General features: G+C 59.6%; 15 protein-coding genes. 10 read left to right on the top strand and 5 right to left on the bottom strand.

The features are described from left to right. The 3 genes from PMI16_RS24915 to PMI16_RS25120 all read left to right on the top strand — a co-directional run bounded on the left by PMI16_RS24915 (window position 1) and on the right by PMI16_RS25120 (window position 2,846). Window positions 1–1,176 (top strand): Cupin superfamily protein, encoded by a 1,176-nt coding sequence (locus tag PMI16_RS24915; RefSeq protein WP_007875438.1) that lies wholly within the window; start codon window positions 1–3, stop codon window positions 1,174–1,176. 173 nt (window positions 1,177–1,349) lie between these two features. Next, window positions 1,350–2,243, top strand: coding sequence for a response regulator transcription factor (locus PMI16_RS25125; RefSeq protein WP_081493341.1), 894 nt, complete (start codon window positions 1,350–1,352; stop codon window positions 2,241–2,243). Window positions 2,244–2,258: 15 nt separating this feature from the next. Then, window positions 2,259–2,846, top strand: coding sequence for a thiamine phosphate synthase (locus PMI16_RS25120; protein ID WP_007875434.1), 588 nt, complete (start codon window positions 2,259–2,261; stop codon window positions 2,844–2,846). An 18-nt stretch (window positions 2,847–2,864) separates the two neighbouring features. Here PMI16_RS25120 and PMI16_RS00890 read toward each other — a convergent pair whose 3' ends face one another. Next, the gene (locus PMI16_RS00890; protein WP_007875431.1) at window positions 2,865–3,800 is read right to left on the bottom strand and encodes a LysR family transcriptional regulator; all 936 of its coding nucleotides are present in this window, start codon (window positions 3,798–3,800) and stop codon (window positions 2,865–2,867) included. Window positions 3,801–3,936: 136 nt separating this feature from the next. On the opposite strand from PMI16_RS00890, the gene PMI16_RS00885 reads away from it, so the two are divergent. Further along, window positions 3,937–4,533 (top strand): NADPH-dependent F420 reductase, encoded by a 597-nt coding sequence (locus tag PMI16_RS00885; RefSeq protein WP_007875430.1) that lies wholly within the window; start codon window positions 3,937–3,939, stop codon window positions 4,531–4,533. A gap of 180 nt (window positions 4,534–4,713) precedes the next feature. Continuing rightward, window positions 4,714–5,121 carry an OsmC family protein gene (locus tag PMI16_RS00880; RefSeq protein WP_007875429.1) on the top strand — a complete coding sequence of 136 codons (408 nt, stop codon included), beginning with the start codon at window positions 4,714–4,716 and terminating at the stop codon, window positions 5,119–5,121. A 6-nt stretch (window positions 5,122–5,127) separates the two neighbouring features. On the opposite strand, the gene PMI16_RS00875 is transcribed toward PMI16_RS00880, so the two are convergent. Then, window positions 5,128–6,036, bottom strand: a complete 909-nt coding sequence (locus PMI16_RS00875) for a LysR family transcriptional regulator (RefSeq protein WP_007875428.1) — start codon at window positions 6,034–6,036, stop codon at window positions 5,128–5,130. Window positions 6,037–6,181: 145 nt separating this feature from the next. Between PMI16_RS00875 and PMI16_RS00870 the strand changes: the two genes are divergently transcribed. Then, window positions 6,182–7,111 (top strand): DMT family transporter, encoded by a 930-nt coding sequence (locus tag PMI16_RS00870; protein ID WP_007875427.1) that lies wholly within the window; start codon window positions 6,182–6,184, stop codon window positions 7,109–7,111. Between the two features lie 11 nt (window positions 7,112–7,122). On the opposite strand, the gene PMI16_RS00865 is transcribed toward PMI16_RS00870, so the two are convergent. After that, a complete protein-coding gene (locus PMI16_RS00865; protein WP_007875425.1) occupies window positions 7,123–7,983 on the bottom strand; it encodes an NmrA family NAD(P)-binding protein in 861 nt (286 codons plus the stop codon). 182 nt (window positions 7,984–8,165) lie between these two features. Between PMI16_RS00865 and PMI16_RS00860 the strand changes: the two genes are divergently transcribed. From PMI16_RS00860 to PMI16_RS00845, 3 genes are all read left to right on the top strand, one after another. Further along, on the top strand, window positions 8,166–9,122 hold the full coding sequence (locus tag PMI16_RS00860) for a LysR family transcriptional regulator (protein ID WP_007875423.1): 957 nt from the start codon (window positions 8,166–8,168) through the stop codon (window positions 9,120–9,122). 252 nt (window positions 9,123–9,374) lie between these two features. After that, window positions 9,375–11,003 (top strand): EAL domain-containing protein, encoded by a 1,629-nt coding sequence (locus tag PMI16_RS00855; protein ID WP_007875421.1) that lies wholly within the window; start codon window positions 9,375–9,377, stop codon window positions 11,001–11,003. A gap of 257 nt (window positions 11,004–11,260) precedes the next feature. Next, window positions 11,261–12,625: an MFS transporter gene (locus PMI16_RS00845; protein ID WP_007875419.1), complete on the top strand. Its 1,365-nt coding sequence runs from the start codon at window positions 11,261–11,263 to the stop codon at window positions 12,623–12,625. A 357-nt stretch (window positions 12,626–12,982) separates the two neighbouring features. Here the strand turns inward: PMI16_RS00845 and PMI16_RS00840 are convergent, their stop codons facing one another. Both PMI16_RS00840 and PMI16_RS00835 read right to left on the bottom strand, forming a co-directional pair. Next, window positions 12,983–13,858, bottom strand: a complete 876-nt coding sequence (locus PMI16_RS00840; protein ID WP_007875418.1) for a DUF6216 family protein — start codon at window positions 13,856–13,858, stop codon at window positions 12,983–12,985. Between the two features lie 39 nt (window positions 13,859–13,897). Then, a complete protein-coding gene (locus tag PMI16_RS00835; RefSeq protein ID WP_007875416.1) occupies window positions 13,898–14,803 on the bottom strand; it encodes a LysR family transcriptional regulator in 906 nt (301 codons plus the stop codon). Between the two features lie 135 nt (window positions 14,804–14,938). Here PMI16_RS00835 and mdlC point away from each other — a divergent pair, with 135 nt between their 5' ends. Then, window positions 14,939–16,603: a benzoylformate decarboxylase gene (gene mdlC / locus PMI16_RS00830; protein ID WP_007875415.1), complete on the top strand. Its 1,665-nt coding sequence runs from the start codon at window positions 14,939–14,941 to the stop codon at window positions 16,601–16,603. Window positions 16,604–16,615: the final 12 nt, after the last annotated feature.

The raw sequence follows: 16,615 nt of genomic DNA, 5'->3' as shown, positions 1-16,615 counted from the left end.
ATGAATGGAAGTAATTTTGCACAGCTCTTGTTGCGACGTAGTGATTTTCGAGATAGCCATGCTCAAAAAACATTCTGGAGTGGGCGTTTTGAAAAAGAGGAATTGGAGCAAGTATTTTCGTGGAGAGAATTAAACTCATGCTTGTCGTGCAATCGAATTACGAATGACAGATTTCGAATGTCTACCGCAAGTGAGCACGAAGAAGTTAACAGAAGAGCATTTCGACATGCCCGGGACCGATTTGGCCGTACGACGGATCATCTTCTAATTAACGAACTCCATGTCTTGATGAGGGAGGGTGTTACAGGAGTTCTTGAGGCTGTGAACGAATTAGTTCCCAGCGTAGGAAATCTAACTGAAACGCTGGGTGGAACGCTTGGCGCTCAGTCAACCGCGAATGCCTACGTCTCTTTTGGCAGCATCTCCGGCTTCGGTATCCACAATGATGATCATGACGTAATCGTCATTCAGCTTGAGGGACGAAAGAGATGGCAGTTCTTTGCTTCGTCTGTCGACGCAAAAAGAAAGGCGACTGTGAAAGACATCCAAGCGCCGTCAGCCTCAGATCGAGGTGTTGAACTGGTAATTTCGTCCGGAGATGTGATGTTTGTCCCGAAAGGAACATGGCACGATGTAATTGCATTAAATGAAAAGAGTCTTCACCTGACGATTAGTCTGGTCTATCCCACGATGATGGATTTTGTTCAATGGGGACTAGCGAGAGAGAAATATGGGCTCTCGTATCACGATATTCGCCAGTCCTGCACGAATCGAGAAGAACTACTAAAGGTTTGTGAAAATCATTTTCAGAGATTAATCACTTCCGAAAATCTAGAAAAATTTTCCAAAACATTCTATGCGGGCCACGCAAGCTCTCGCATCAGAGCAAACTTTCCTTCTCTGAATTTGGCTGGCGAGGAGGATAGCTTTCGTCGGATATCGTTCGATATAGCATCACTGGATACAACAACAAATACAAACGAAATTGACGTCTATGCGTTGGGACAGATCCACAGATTGACTGCAGTCGAATACAAGATTCTCTCTCAGCTCTCTTCTCAAACAATGACACGCGGCGCACAACTGATAACAAGCGAAAATCTGTGGGCAGATATTTCAAGAGCTTTAACAAGTTTGATGGATAAAGGCCTTGTCGGTAAACAGGCGTTCGTCTGAGACCAGGTAGCTATTCCGTTTGTGTAGCACAACAGACAATCATCGATACTTTTATTCAATAGAAATAAAAGTATTCCGAGAAATTGCTTCTTTTAGTTTTTCCGTAATCAGAAAGGAAGAAAAACATCAAATTCATTCAGTCTGCAAACTAATCTAGTGATGTCGCCATAACCATGGCGATCGAGAGGCGTTTCCGTTACCAGCGCCCCCATAGAGAAAAGGAAGCGGAAATTATGTCTTGCCTGAATATCTCATTCATTGCAGCAAACGACGTTACTTCAATTTGCCAGGATTTTTTCAGGAGATCTGGAATCAATTGTTTTTCTTACTCGCGCGTATATAAAGATGGATCACGATCTGAATTGTGGTCGGATGCACGTGCGCTAAATCATACCTTCTTCGAAAAAAAATACATTGTCGGTTCGTATACTCCTGATTATTACGGCCATAAAGAGCGCTATGCAATTCTTGAACACAAGGTCTGCTCATTTACCACCGAAACGCGAAATAGATATATTGCGCAAATTAATGATCAGCGAAATCTCTTTGATCACGCATTCCCATTCAAGATAATTAATTTTACCGATGAATATTGTGAGTATTTTCTTTTCTATTCGTCAGTATCGAATGTAAATGCCGTTGGCTTTTATTTGAACAATCTGGACATGTTGGAGAGTTTCGTCGCCTTCTTCAAGGTCGCTGCTTCCAAACTAATTGCCCAAGCAGATAAAGAACGTTTGATATCTGGGACAAGGCCTCATTCCGGCATGCCAGGAACGCCTGTTTCAACTAAAAATGTCCACCTTGGATCGTTAACAAACGAATGTGAACTCACTCCACGACAAACCCAGATCGCCCAATATGTCATTGCAGGGAAGACCGCGCGTGAAATTGCGACATTACTGATTGTCTCGCCTCGTACCATTGAGACTCATATTGATAATATGAAGTCGCGACTAGGCTGCATGAACAAAACAGAGCTGATCCTCAGACTATCGAATACCCACAAACGATCTGACTGTGACAGACCCCGTACGACGCAAGCGAAAACTCTCGATAACCTCTAAACATGTGCGGCCAAAATGACATTTGAAGAACCGGAACTCTACCTGATCACTCCAGAACCAGAAGCCCTTCCGTTCTTTTTGGAAGTACTGGGAAGGTCATTATCTAGCGGCGTGAAAATGGTTCAACTGCGATCCAAGAAATTGGATAAAGAAGTCTATTCAGAACTGGCGCAAAGCGCTCTCAAAGTCTGTCGCGAGTATGGAGCCCGGTTGATTTTAAATGGCCCGTTGCATGACTTGGAATGCGTAGATGCCGACGGAATACATCTCGACAGCTGCCGCCTGCTCGGTACTCAGACACATCCGCCTGGATACAACAAGTTGATCTCCGCATCGTGTCATTCTTTAGAAGAACTTATGCATGCCAAGCATATTGGCGTAGATTTTGTCACGCTTTCCCCAGTATTGGCGACAAAGTCCCATCCTGACGCAACGCCCATTGGTTGGAGGAAATTTTCAGAGATGGCCAATTCAGTCAGTCTTCCTGTATACGCCCTTGGCGGGATGACCCGTTTGCATGTTTCATTGGCAAAGTCTTTCGGAGCATGTGGAGTGGCAGCCATCCGTGGGCTCTGGGCAGATTTTGATGAGTTTGATTCTTGAACAACCTAACCTGGTCTTTTATTCAGGCAGGTTCACGGCGGAAAGCTGGTGCGCCAGTTTTTGTTCACGGAAGGCTTCGGTGACGAAATCGACGAAAGCGCGCGTCTTGCCCGGCAACAGTTTCTGGCTGGCGAAGTAAAGCGAGAGCGGACCGACGTCGCCATGCCAGTCCGGCAGCAGGCGCACCAGTGCGCCGCTGCGCAGATGCGGCAATGCATGCAGCACGCCGACCAGGCCGATGCCGACGCCCAGCAACGCGGCATGGCAGACCGCATCGGGATCGTTGAACAGCATCACCGGTTTTTGCACGGCCGCCATTTCGACGCCCTTGCCGTTGCGCATGATCAGCGTGCGCACCCGGCTGTTCAAGGGCGAACGCATGGCGACACCGTCGAATTCTCCCAAACCGGCAGGATCTTTCGGCAAGCGTTTGCCGCGCAAGAACGCCGGCGAGGCCGCCGCGATAACGTGCACCGGCGCCAGCTCGCGCGCGACCATGCCGGGCGGCAGATCGAAACCGCCGCCGATCGCCGCATCGAAGCCGCCGGCGATCAGGTCCAGCGGACGGTTGTCGAAAAACCAGTCGGGCGTCACCGCCGGGTAGCGTGCCAGGAACGCCGGCATGAGCGGCAGCAGATAGTCCATCCCCAACGCCTGCGAGGTGCTCAACTTGAGCACGCCGGCGGGTTGCCCCGCATTGACGGTGATGTCGGCAATGGCGCCCTGGATGCTGTCCAGACCGCCCTGCACCGATTGCAGGAAACGCGCGCCGGCTTCGCTCAGCGTCAGTCCGCGCGTGCTGCGCTGGAACAATCGCACACCCAGATTGCGCTCCAGCTGCGCCACGTTGCGGCTCACCGCCGCCGGCGTCAGCGCCAGCCGCCGCGCCGCCGACGAGAAGCTGCCGGTCTCGGCGCTGCGGACAAAGGATTCAAGATTGGCGAGGGTTTCCATGAGGTTTCACCTGCAAGCGACTTTCAAGCATTACTTGAAAGTGATTCTATCCGATCATGACTAACGCTAGGGAAATGAAAAGCCTAGAGTGGAACGCGACAAACCTTGCTTTTCAACCGTCCCGAAAGGAAACATCATGAACATCGCCATCATCGGCGCCGGCGCCATCGGCACTGCCATCGCCCGCCAATTCGCCCGCAACGGCATCGCAGCATCCATCGCCAACAGCCGCGGCCCGCAATCGCTGCAAGCGCTGACCGACGAACTCGGCCCGCACATCAAGGCCGTCAGCGTCAAGGAAGCGGCGCAAGCCGACCTGGTCTTCCTCGCCGTGAACTGGGGACGCATTCCCGACGCGCTCAAGGACGCCGGTCCATGGAACAAGCGCATCCTGATCGACGCCAACAACGCCATCGACGGCGCCACGTTCAAGGCGGTCGACCTGCGCGGCCGCGCTTCCAGCGAAGTGGTGGCGGAATTTGCGCCCGGCGCGCGCGTGGTCAAGTCCTTCAACCATTTGCTGGCCGCCGTGCTCGCCGGCGATCCGCAGGCCGAAGGCGGCCGTCGCGTGCTGTTCCTGTCCGGCGACGATGCCGACGCCAAGAAGACGGTCGGCGACCTGATCACGCGCCTGGGCTTTGCGCCCATCGACCTGGGCGGCGTCAACGAAGGCCGGGCGGCGCAATTCCCCGGCGGTCCGCTGCCGGCGCTGAATCTGGTGAAGTTTGGTTGATCCCGGATCACGCGGCGCTCGATCCGGAAATGGTCGGCGAGGTTTTGCAAGTGATGAAACAGCTTGCCCGCGCGCGCAAAAATTCCTGTCGGAGCTGCGTGCGCACTGATCCGCAGACGCACAGACGCGCACGGCAAAACGCGCTACATTGAGCGTTCTTTTCCACTGCAAGGAACGCTCATGTCCAGTCCAGCCATCGAAGTCAAGCGCGACCAGTCGCTCGCCATGCGTCACATCGTCCACGTGCGCAATCACCTGATCTCCGTCGACGGTTCGGTGGAAGAAGGCGGCGTCGACGCCGGCCCCAATCCGCATGACCTGTACGACGCCGCGCTCGGCGCCTGCAAGGCGCTGACGCTGGTGTGGTACGCCCAGCGCAAGAACATCCCGGTGGAAGACATCCAGGTCAGCATCACGCGCGACAACAGCGAAGAACGTCAGGGTACCTATCGCCTGGCGGCAGCGATCAGCCTCACCGGCGATCTCACCGAAGCGCAGCGCCTGGAGTTGTTGGCCGTCGCTGAAAAGTGCCCGGTGCAAAAACTCATGACCAGCGTCAAGACCGAAGTCACCACCACGCTGGCCTGAGCGTTCTCAATCCGGGCTGCTGCACAACTCCCGCACCAGCCCGCGCAACCATTTGTGCACCGGATCGGCGTGGCGGCGCGGGTGCCAGCTTTGCGAGACTTCCACCTCCGGCGTCGCCAGCGGCAGCGTGAAGATGTGCAAGTCCAGATGCTCTTTGGCCCAGCGCGCGAATGTTTCGGGGGCGGCGGCGATCATGTCGGAAGAAGCCGCCATCATCATGGCCGACTGAAATCCCGGCGCCACCAGCCTGACCTTGCGCTGCATGCCGCGCGCCGCCAGCGCATCGTCGATGGGGCCGCTGTGGTTGCCGTTGCGCGACGCTGAAATATGCGGCCAGGCGGTGAAGGCGGCGAGACTGACTTTCTTGCGCGCCAGCGGATGATCCGCGCGCACCACACCGACGAACGGCGTCCTGAACAAAACCTGGCTGTGCAGCTCTTCGGCCATGCTGTCGTCGCCCGGATGCAAAGCCCCCACCTCCAGATCCACCACGCCGTCGCGCAAGGCCCCGACGTATTTGTCGGTGCGCGGCGAAAAGCGCAGCGAGATGCCGGGCGCTTCCTGCGCGACGCGTTGCCCCAGCCGCGCGGCCCAGGCGCCGGCAAAGCCGTCATTGGTCCGCAACACCAGCGTGCGTTCCACCGTCGACAAATCGACCTGATCGGTCATGAAGACCTTGCGCATCTGTTCGGCCAGGGCGTCGATCTTTTCGCGCAACTCCAGCGCGCGCTGGGTCGGCACCAGGCCCCGGCCGGCCGGGACGAACAAGGGATCGCCGACCGCATTGCGCAGGTTGGCCAGGCGGCGGCTCATGGCCGGCGCGCTCAGGTGCAGTCGTTTGGCCGCGCCGACGACGCTGCCTTCGCGCAGCAACGCCTCCAGGTCGAGCACCATGTTGAAGTCGAGATCGCGCATGACGGCTTGCTCCTGCGGTGGGTTGTGGATGGATGAATGCTTCCTGAATTAATGCTGCATTAGTTGCATTGATGAATTGCAACAATATCACTTTATGCACGCATGAGAATACCGCAGGATAGCTGCAACACATCAAGGAGCGATCATGTCGAACACCACTTCTTCCCTTGCACAGCCTGCCGCCTCCGCACAAGGCGGTGCGGCCGACATCAGGTTCTATCTCTTTCCCGTACTCGCCGTCTGCATCTGGAGCGGCAACACCATCATCACCAAAGCCGCCTCCGGCGCCATCGAGCCGGCGGCGATCGCCTTCTATCGCTGGGTGCTGGCGGTGCTGGTGATGACGCCTTTCCTCGGGCGCGAAGCATGGCGGCAGCGCGCGGTCATCGCCGCCAACTGGCCGCGCCTGATGTTGCTCGGCGCGCTGGGCATGGCGATGTATCAGGGATTGGCCTACGAGGCGGCGCACACCACCTCGGCCGTCAACATGGGCGTGACGGTGGCGCTGATGCCGCTGATGTCGGCGTGCCTGAGCAGCCTGTTCGCCGGCGAGCGGCTGACGACGACGCGCATCGCCTGCGGCGTGCTGTCGCTGCTGGGACTGGTGGTGATCAGCGCGCGCGGCGACCTGGGCAAGCTGCTCGACGGCGGCCTGCACATCGGCGATGCGCTCATGCTGATTGCCGTCACGTCCAACGCCTTGTACGGCGTGCTGCTGAAGCGTTGGGCGCTGCCGCTGTCGACCTGGGCGCAGCTGTATGTGCAGGCGGCGTTCGGCAGCCTGATCCTGTTGCCGTTCTGGCTGGCGGCGCCGGCCTCGCCGTTGACGGCGCAGAACCTGCCGATGGTGATGTATGCCGGCCTGCTGGCCTCGATCGGCGCGCCCTTCCTGTGGATGAACGCCATCAAGCATCTGGGCGCCCCGCGCAGCGCCTTGTTCGCCAACCTGATCCCCTTGCTGGTGGCGCTGGCGGCATGGGCGCTGCTGGGCGAACAGCTGCATGCCTATCATGCGCTGGGCGGCGCGCTGGTCCTGACCGGCGTGGTGTGGGGCCAGCGCAGCGGGCGCAAGTAAAGATAAATGAATCAAGCCCGGCTGATCAGTCCCTGCAACACGGTTTCCAAACCGACCACGCCCTTGCGCGTGCCGTCGCGACCCGATTCGAAATTGATCCAGCCTTCGTTGAAGCCATCCAGCATCTGCATGCGCGGCAAGGGATTGCGCATGCCGTGCGAACGGAACACATCAGCCCAGGTGAAGCGCGGCACCGCTTCCGTCTTCACCTCGCGGCCGAGCAGCTTGCCGAAGCAGGCGGCGATGTCCAGCGGCGTGACGCGCTGCGGGCCTTCCAGTTCGACCACGCGCACGCCGCTCCATTCTTCCAGCAACAGTTCCGCCGCCACGCTGCCGACGTCGGCGGTCGCCACCATCGGCACCGGCTTGTCCAGCGGCTGCAGGTAGCTGGGGATCATGCCGTCGCGCGCCGGCGCCACATCCCAGATCGCGTTTTCCATGAACCAGCCGGCGCGCAGGAAGGCTACCGGCATGGGCAAATCGCTCAATGCTTCTTCCAGCAGGCCGAGCTGGTTGAGCAAATTGGCCTGCGTGGCGCGCGCGCCGATGGTCGACAGGCACACGACCTTGCCCGGTTTGGCGGCGAGCAAGGCGGTCCTGATGGACGCGATGGCGGCGCGTGCTTCCGGATAGCCGGCGCTGGGGTCGAAGGTCGGCGGCAGCAGGATGAATACGCCTTCCATGCCGGTGAAGGCGCGCTCCAGCGCGGCGCCGTCTTCCATCGTCGCCAGCGCCAGGTCGCATCCCTGCGCCGCCCACAAGGCGCCCTTGGCGGCGTCGCGCACGACGGCGCGCACCGATTTTTTCCGACCCAATAATTGACGGGCGACGACACCCCCGACCTGACCGGTAATTCCTGTGATGGCAAACATGGCTTTCTCCAGATGATTTCAGTGAAATGAGGACGCAGCAAAAAGCTGGCTGGAGTGGATTTTCGGCGTTGGCGGCAGGTTTTGCGATAGCATGAATGGCATTTCATTCATGCCGAAATATCATTAATGGCATCATCATGCATCGCCGACAATGACGGCTGGACATCAGGAGGAGAACCCGCATGAGCTTCGACGAACGCAGTCTGAACGGCATGAGCGTGCTGGTCGCCATCGTCGACGGCGGCAGCTTTGCCGCGGCGGCCGAGATCCTCAACATGTCGCCGCCGGGCGTGAGCCGCGCCGTGGCCCGGCTGGAGACGCGGCTCGGCATCCGCCTGTTCGACCGCACCACGCGCTCGGTGACCTTGACCGACGAAGGCCGCCGCTTTTACGAGCAGGTGCAGCCGCTGCTGGCCGGACTGGAAGACGCCGCCACCAGCGCCGCCGAAGGCGTCAAGACCGTGCGCGGGCGCTTGCGCATCAACATCGATCCCTTCTTTTCGCGGCTGTTGCTGGGACCGCAGCTGGGCAACTTCCTCGAACGCCATCCGCAGCTGGAACTCGACCTGGTCACGCGCGACCGCCTCGGCGACATGATCGGCGACGGCTTCGACCTGGCGCTGCGCTTCGGCCATCCAAAGCCGTCGACGCTGGTGGCGCGCAAGCTGTTCGACTCGCGCATCATCACGGTGGCCGCGCCGTCCTACCTCAAACGCCACGGCCGCCCGGCCGCGCCGCAGGATCTGGAAAACGGCCACGTCTGCATCCTGTTCCGCGAACCGGAAAGCGGCCGGCCGTTTTCCTGGGAATTCCACCGCGGCCGCAAGAAGATCGAACTGCACCCCGGCGGCCAGCTCACGCTCAACGACGCCGGCACGCTATGGAGCACCTGCCTGGCCGGCTACGGCATCGCGCAGATGATGGCGCTGGGATCGGAAGGTTTCCTCGCCGACGGCAGCATGGTCGACCTCTTCCCGGACTGGCCGGACGAGCGCTATCCGCTGTACGCGCTGTACCCGTCGCGCCATCACGTGCCGGCCAAGACGCGGGCGTTTCTGGAATTTTTGACGGAAATCGGCGCGGCGGAGACGACCTCTGTGCCCGCAAAGTCTGTGGCAAAATACCGCCGCGGCATGTAAAAACCGGACCCAGGCGCTAATGCCGTTCATTTAAGCCTATGTTCCTCAAGCAGTCGTCCCGGCGAACGCTGGAACCCGGTGTCGTGAAGACGGCCGATACGCCACTGGGTCCTGACTTTCGTCAGGACGACAGTCATAGCGAGTTGAGATTTTTAAGCTTGACTGAGCTGCATCAGGGCCCGATCGCGGCGTTTTTCATTACACTTGGCAGTACTGCATTTCCTCCAGACTATAAGAACAAGGAGAAGCAACATGAGCCGGTCCCGCGTCATCTTCGTCACCGTCCTGCTGGCCCTGGTCGGCGCCGCGCTGCCGCTGATCATCATGTTGTATTTCTCGTGGACGCGCGCGGTCAGCGAAGAGCAGAACCGCCTTGCCCTGTACGCCCAGCAAGCCATCCTGCGCGCCAATATTTCCTTCAGTGAAATCCGCTCGGCGCTGCACGCCATCGAGCCGCTCAACCTCAAGCCCTGTTCCGACGCCCACATCGCGCGCATGCGGCAGCTGACCGTCAACACGCGCTCCATCGAAGAGATCGGCTATTTCCGCAACGGCAAGCTGCAGTGCACCTCGTGGGGCCGCTCCGACAAATACATCGAGCAGACGCCGGTCGATTTCACGACGCCCGACGGACTCCAGGTCACCCTGCGCATGACGCCGGCCATCAGCCTGGGCAATTCCATGGTGGCGGTACAGTACGGCGCGCACAATGTCCTGACGATGCCGTCGCGCTTTGTCGACGTCATCGTCGACGCCGGCATCCAGATGGCGACGGCGACCGAACAAGGCTACGTGCTGGGCGACCAGAATGCGCCCGATCCCCTGCTGGTGCGCGACATCGTCGCCAACCCGGTCAACAGCGTCGACGAGAATTACCTGGTCGCCACCGTGCGCGCCTCGGGCCTGATCGCCACCGCCATCGAACCGCGCAGCTATCTGTTCAAGCGGCTGCGGCAGGAGCAACTGGTGCTGCTGCCGATCGGCGCCGTGATCGCCGCGCTCATCGTCGCCGCGATGGTCTGGGGCATGCGGCGACGGCTATCGTCGCTGGGCGAACTCAACGTCGCCATCAAGCGGCGCGAGTTCGTGGTGCACTACCAGCCCATCGTCGAGCTGCGCACCGGCCTGTGCATCGGCGCCGAGGCGCTGGTGCGCTGGCAACGCGCGGACGGCAGCATGGTGCGGCCCGACCTGTTCATCCCGCTGGCGGAAGAAAGCGGCCTGATCCTGCCCATCACCGACCAGGTCATCGACAACGTCGTCAAGGACCTCAAGCAGTTGCTGGCGTCCGACCGCAACCTGCACATCGCCATCAACCTCAGCGCCGACGACATCAAGACCGGGCGCGCGCTGACCTCGGTGCAGGCCGCCCTCAAGGGCAGCGGCATCGAAGCGCAGCAGATCTGGCTGGAAGCCACCGAGCGCGGCTTCATGGACGTCAACTCCGCGCGCGTGACGCTGACCAGGGCCCGCGTCGCGGGACACGCGGTCGCCATCGACGACTTCGGCACCGGCTATTCCAGCCTGTCCTACCTGCAAAGCCTGCCGCTGGATGCGCTCAAGATCGACAAGTCCTTCATCGACACCATCGGCACCGATTCCGCCACCAGCAGCGTGACGCCGCACATCATCGGCATGGCCAAGACGCTCAGGCTCAAGATCGTCGCCGAAGGCGTCGAAACGCAAGAGCAGGCCGACTACCTGCTCAGACACGAAGTCGAGTTCGTGCAGGGCTGGCTCTACGCCAAGGCCATGCCGGCGGCGGAGTTCATCGCCTACTGCCGGCACAACCTTGCCCTGCATCAAGGCATCGCTCCGGCCCACGCCATGCAGCCGGCGACGCCGGTATCGATCGACGACGACCCGCCGACGTCGGCCTGAACCGCCGGCCGGCGCCGGCAAGCAAGTCATGCATCGCGGTAATGCCTTTTACCCCAAAAGGTAATTCCAAATCGGGCCACCCTCTTCCATACTTGGCCGCACAAAAATCGCGTCGGCACGGTCTGCACGCGCGATGTCAGATACGTATAAAAATACCGACAAGCAATTCAAGGAGACAAGGCCATGCTGCAAGACAGAATGGAAACACCCGGCGCTGCCGGCGCATTCCTTCATCATCCCCATCCGGAGACGGCGGCATGAGCGCCTCCATCGACATCGGCAAGACCCTCGACGACGGCGTCTTCACCGCGATGCAAAAGTTCGTGGTCTGCCTGGCCGCGCTGTCCATCGTCATGGACGGCTTCGACGGCCAGCTGATCGGCTTCGCGATCCCGGTGCTGATCAAGGAATGGGGCATCACCCGCAGCGCCTTCGCGCCCGCGGTCGCCGCCGGGCTGATCGGCATGGGCCTGGGCAGCGCCTGCGCCGGCTTGTTCGCCGATCGCTTCGGCCGCCGCTGGGCCATCATCGGCAGCGTATTGATTTTCGGCGCGGCCACCTGCGCCATCGGCCTGGCGCCCGACGTGCCGACCATCGCCATCCTGCGCCTGATCGCCGGCTTCGGCATCGGCGGCGCCCTGCCCAGCTCCACCACCATGACCGCGGAATTCACACCCGCCAAACACCGCACCGTCGCCGTCACCGCCACCATCGTCTGCGTGCCGCTGGGCGGCATGCTGGCAGGTTTGTTCGCCGGCGCGGTGATGCCGTTGTACGGCTGGCGCGGCCTGTTCTTCATCGGCGGCGCGCTGCCGCTGGTGCTGGCCGTGCTGCTGATCCTCGCGCTGCCCGAATCGCCGCGCTACCTGGCCCGCCGCGAACAGCGCTGGCCCGAACTGCGCAAGCTGCTCGCGCGCATGGCCCGCAACGTCAACGCCGCCACCGGCTTCACCGACATGAGCGAACAGAAGGCAGAGCAGCGCCTGGGCTTCCGCGCTCTCTTCAGCGACGGCCGCGCACGCGACACCATCGCCATCTGGTGCGCCTTCTTCATGTGTCTGCTCGCGGTGTACAGCGCCTTCAGCTGGCTGCCCACCATGCTCGCCGCCGAAGGCCTCAACGTCGCCATCGCCGGCGCCGGACTGACAGCCTACAATCTGGGCGGCGTCATCGGTGCCCTGGTCTGCGCCGTCGCCATCACCCGCTACGGCTCACGCGGCCCGCTGCTCCTGTGCAGTATCGGCGGCGTCGCCAGCGCCTTGCTGCTGTTGGGTGTGGATGCCTCGCACGCCACCGGCCTCTTCATCTTCGGATTGGGTCTGCATGGCCTGTTCGTCAACGCGGTGCAATCCACCATGTTCGCGCTGTGCGCCTACATCTACCCCACCGGAGTGCGCGCCACCGGCACCGCATCCGCCCTGGCCTTCGGTCGGCTCGGTGCGATTCTCAGTGCATTTGCGGGAGCGATAGTGATTACCGGCGCGGGCGCCAATGGTTATCTGGTGATGCTCGGGACGGCGATGGTGTTCGTGTTGGGGGCGTTGCTGGTGGTGCGGGGGCATATTCCGAGGTTGGTTAGGTCCGGAAGTCCAGTAACCAAGGAAATATTATCTAAAGGATAAAAATTGAATTGAAGAGGACCACTGCCTTGGGCCAAGTGGCCCTCAGATAAACCTAGCAAGTCAGTGCGTTGATGAGATAAATCTGTATTGGATCCGTCAATTTGTAATAGACCACATGAGCAAGTAAAAATCCGATTATCAGGATTATAGAAACTATTTCTAACGGCAACCTATCTGATGTAATAGGCGCTTCTCAAGAAATAAATAGACATCCTCGAACCGGGAAGCTACATCTTTGTATTTTTTTATTTGATCATGCTGCATACGTTGTCTGCATCTAACGCAGACAACGTATGCCCTCGAGTCTATGGGATGTCCAGCCTCATTTAATAACAGGAGCTAGAGTTTAAATGCACATCAAAGATCAAGCTCTAGTTGCATGAATGCTCCTTCTGCATCCAGTTGAGCTAGTAGTTTCAACATATCGCGCGCGGCAATACTTCTAGTGAATAATGTGATGGAGATATAGGTTAAGACTAGAAAAAGCACCGCAAAAACAGAGGATGCCGCTCGCTGCCCAATCAACATATCAGCCACATCTTTATCCAAACTAGGATCTTTGAGAATCTCGCACATGGTTTTTATATCTTCACTGTTCCACCCCGATTTGACTGAAATATCGTTCTGATTTTTTGCGCAATCGGAGATCGTAAAGCGACTATCCTTAGTAAGGGTCTTTACCGCCCCTTTTTCGCTTATAAAAAACCAACGCTGTTCGCCTGTTTTGAGCTGAACAAGCACGTTCGGGGCAAGAGCCAATATTCCAAGTCCAATGCAGCCATAGCCAAGAACAATCCCTATTAGCAACGCTATTATTTGCTGGTATGAGCGCCATATTTTCTCTTTTCTAATTTCCAATTTTCTTAAATCGAAAAAATGGCCGCATTTTCGGATCTCGCGCATGGGTATCTCTCTTTTGTCTGCCCATTGGATTATTCGATGCACATTAGCTAGAGTTGGCATAGGGAGCGTTGTATGAAATGTGAATTTCATCAAGGCATCCCTATCTGCAAAATAGGAATTCACAGCTTGATCTGTGATCGGGCGCTTACCTTGCAAAAGCCTCCATATTCTGGCCATCAGCAAATGATCAGACTGCGTACGAAAGCAGCCAAACAATACTATGGCTCCGATCAATACCGTCGGATAGACAATAACCCACAGCGCCGCTGGAGTTATTCCGAAGAAACTGAATACTTGCTGCACCACCTGAACTGGACTCGAAAACTCCATCACCTATCCTTTTAATATTTTTCGAATAATCACCAAGCGCTAACCTCGCACCGTCAACACCCTCAACTCCTCCAACAACCTAACCGCCGGCCCCGGCAAAATCCCATGCCGGCGACGAAACGCAGTCAGCGTTCTCGTCCCCGTCGCGCCTTCGATCTCCAGCGCGGTAATCAGCTGCGCCTTGCGGTCCACTTCGAACATCGGGGCGGGCATCCAGCTCAGGAATCCTGAGCGTGTCACCAGGCTTTTCAACACCATGACCGAGCGCGTTTCTACCGCGCTGTCGGGCATGGGCAGGCCGTGGTCGTGGAAGACTTGTTGCATCTGCTCATAGGGGCCGGTGCCTTGCGGCGGCAGCGCCCAGGGTTGCGACAAGGTGTCGCTGAGGCTGAGGTTTTTCTTCTGGTGCAGCGGGTGGTCGGCGGCGGCGACGACGTAGCTGGTGTCTTCCCAGCGGCAGTCGCCGATGGCGCAAATATCCTCGGTATCGTCGACGGCCATGCCGAGGGCGAGGTCGACTTCGTGGGTGATGAGGGCGTCAGTGAGTCGATCCCACACGCCTTCGATAACTTGCACTTGCAGGGTTGGATGCTTCTTGAGGACTTCGCCGATGGCCAGCGGCAGGACCATGCTGGCGATGCTGCCGACGGCGCCGACGCGGATGGTGCCTTTGACGAGGCCGCGCATGGCGTCGATCTCTTCGGCGGCGTGTTGGGCTTCGCGCAGCAAGAGCGTGGCGTGCGGCAACAGGGCCTTGCCGATGGCGGTGAGCTGCATGCCTTTGGAGTGGCGTTCGAAGAGCGGCGCGCCGACTTGTTCTTCGAGGCGCTTGATGGTGCGGCTCAGCGCCGGTTGCGTCACGTGCAGGGCATCGGCGCTGCGGCCGAGACTGCCGGTGGCGACGATGGTGGTGAAAGCGGTGAGCTGGCGCAGGTCGAAAGTCATGCGAAAGAGTAATGTCTTTTATCCCAAAAGGCAATTTCAAAACAAGGCTTGCGCTTTCATACTTGTGCAACTGTCGTGCGGCCAGGCCTCGCCACGCTGCACTGCAATCCCCACATTGAATACAGGAGAACCAGGGTGAGCATTTCCCAATCCACGCAGGCCTGTTCGGCCGCCTCGGCTGCCTCGGCTGCATCAAGCACATCGTCTTCAACCATCACCGTGCGCGATGCCGTACTGGACTTCATGCGGAGGGTCGGCATGACCTCGGTGTTCGGCAATCCGGGGTCGACCGAGCTGCCGATGTTCCGCGATTTCCCCGAGGACTTTCGCTATGTGCTGGGCTTGCAGGAGGCTGTGGTGGTGGGCATGGCCGACGGCTACGCGCAGGCCACGCGCAATGCGGCGATGGTGAACCTGCATTCGGCGGCGGGCGTGGGCAATGCGATGGGCAACATCTTCACGGCCTTCAAGAACCGCACGCCGATGGTGATCACGGCGGGCCAGCAGGCGCGTTCGATTCTGCCGTTCGATCCTTTCCTCTTTTCTGCGCAGGCGACCGAGTTGCCCAAGCCCTACGTGAAGTGGAGCGTGGAGCCGGCGCGCGCGGCCGACGTGCCGCTGGCGATTGCGCGCGCGTATTACATCGCGATGATGCCGCCGCGCGGGCCGGTGCTGGTGTCGATTCCGGCGGACGACTGGGATCAGCCGGCGGAGTTGCTGGCGCCGCGCACGGTGAGCACCGAGCTGCGCGCCGAGCCGTTGGTGCTGGATCAGATCGGCGCGATGCTGGACGCGAGCCGGCGCCCTGTTTTCGTGGTCGGCGCGGCGGTGGATCGCGACAATGCCTGGGACACGGTGGTGCAACTGGCCGAGCGCCACAACGCGCGCGTGTTTGCGGCGCCGATGTCGGGGCGTTGCAGCTTTCCGGAAGACCATCGCTTGTTCGCCGGTTTCTTGCCGGCGATGCGCGAAAAGATCGTCGGCCTGCTCGACGGTCACGATTGCATCTTCGCACTCGGTGCGCCGGCGTTCACGTATCACGTGGAAGGCACGGGTCCGCATCTGCCGCCCGGCGCGGTGCTGTGCCAGCTGACCGACGATCCGACCACGGCGGCGTGGACGCCGTCGGGTACGGCCGCAGTCGGCAGCATCCGCCTGAGCGTGCTGGATCTGCTGGCGCGCGCAGCGCCGCCGGCGCGTGCGCTGCCTGCGCCGCGCGCGCCGCGTCCGCGGGCGGAGCCGACCTCGCCGTTGTCGGTGGCGTATGTGATGCAGACGCTGACGGAATTGCGCAAGCCGTCCGACATCATCGTGGAAGAAGCGCCGAGCGCGCGCTCGGTGATGCAGAACTATCTGCCGATCACGCAGAGCGAGGGATTTTTTACGATGGACAGCGGCGGGCTGGGCTACGGCATGCCGGCGGCATTGGGTGTCGCCCTCGGGGTCGCATCCACTAAGCCGGATGCTCGACTCATTGGCATCTTCGGCGACGGCTCCAGCATGTATTCGATCCAATCGCTGTGGAGCGCGGCGCAGATGCAGTTACCGATCACCTTCGTGATCCTCAACAACGGCCGCTATGCGGCGCTGCAGGATTTTGCGCCGGTGTTCGGCTTCAGCGCGACGGATGTGGTGCAAGGCACGGAGTTGCCGGCGATCGACTTTGTCGGGCTGGCGCAGGCCCAGGGCTGCACCGCGTTGCGCGTGGCCGATGCGTCGGCCTTGCGCGATGCCTTGCAACTGGCGCTGAGCCGCAAGGACACGCACCAGCCGATGCTGATCGATGTCGAAGTCGCATAACTATTTTCAATG

Source organism: Herbaspirillum sp. CF444, from assembly GCF_000282135.1.
In the GTDB taxonomy this organism is placed as follows: Bacteria; Pseudomonadota; Gammaproteobacteria; order Burkholderiales; family Burkholderiaceae_D; genus Herbaspirillum.
Note: the sequence above shows the minus strand (reverse complement) of the source record. Positions and strands in the feature narration are given on the sequence as shown.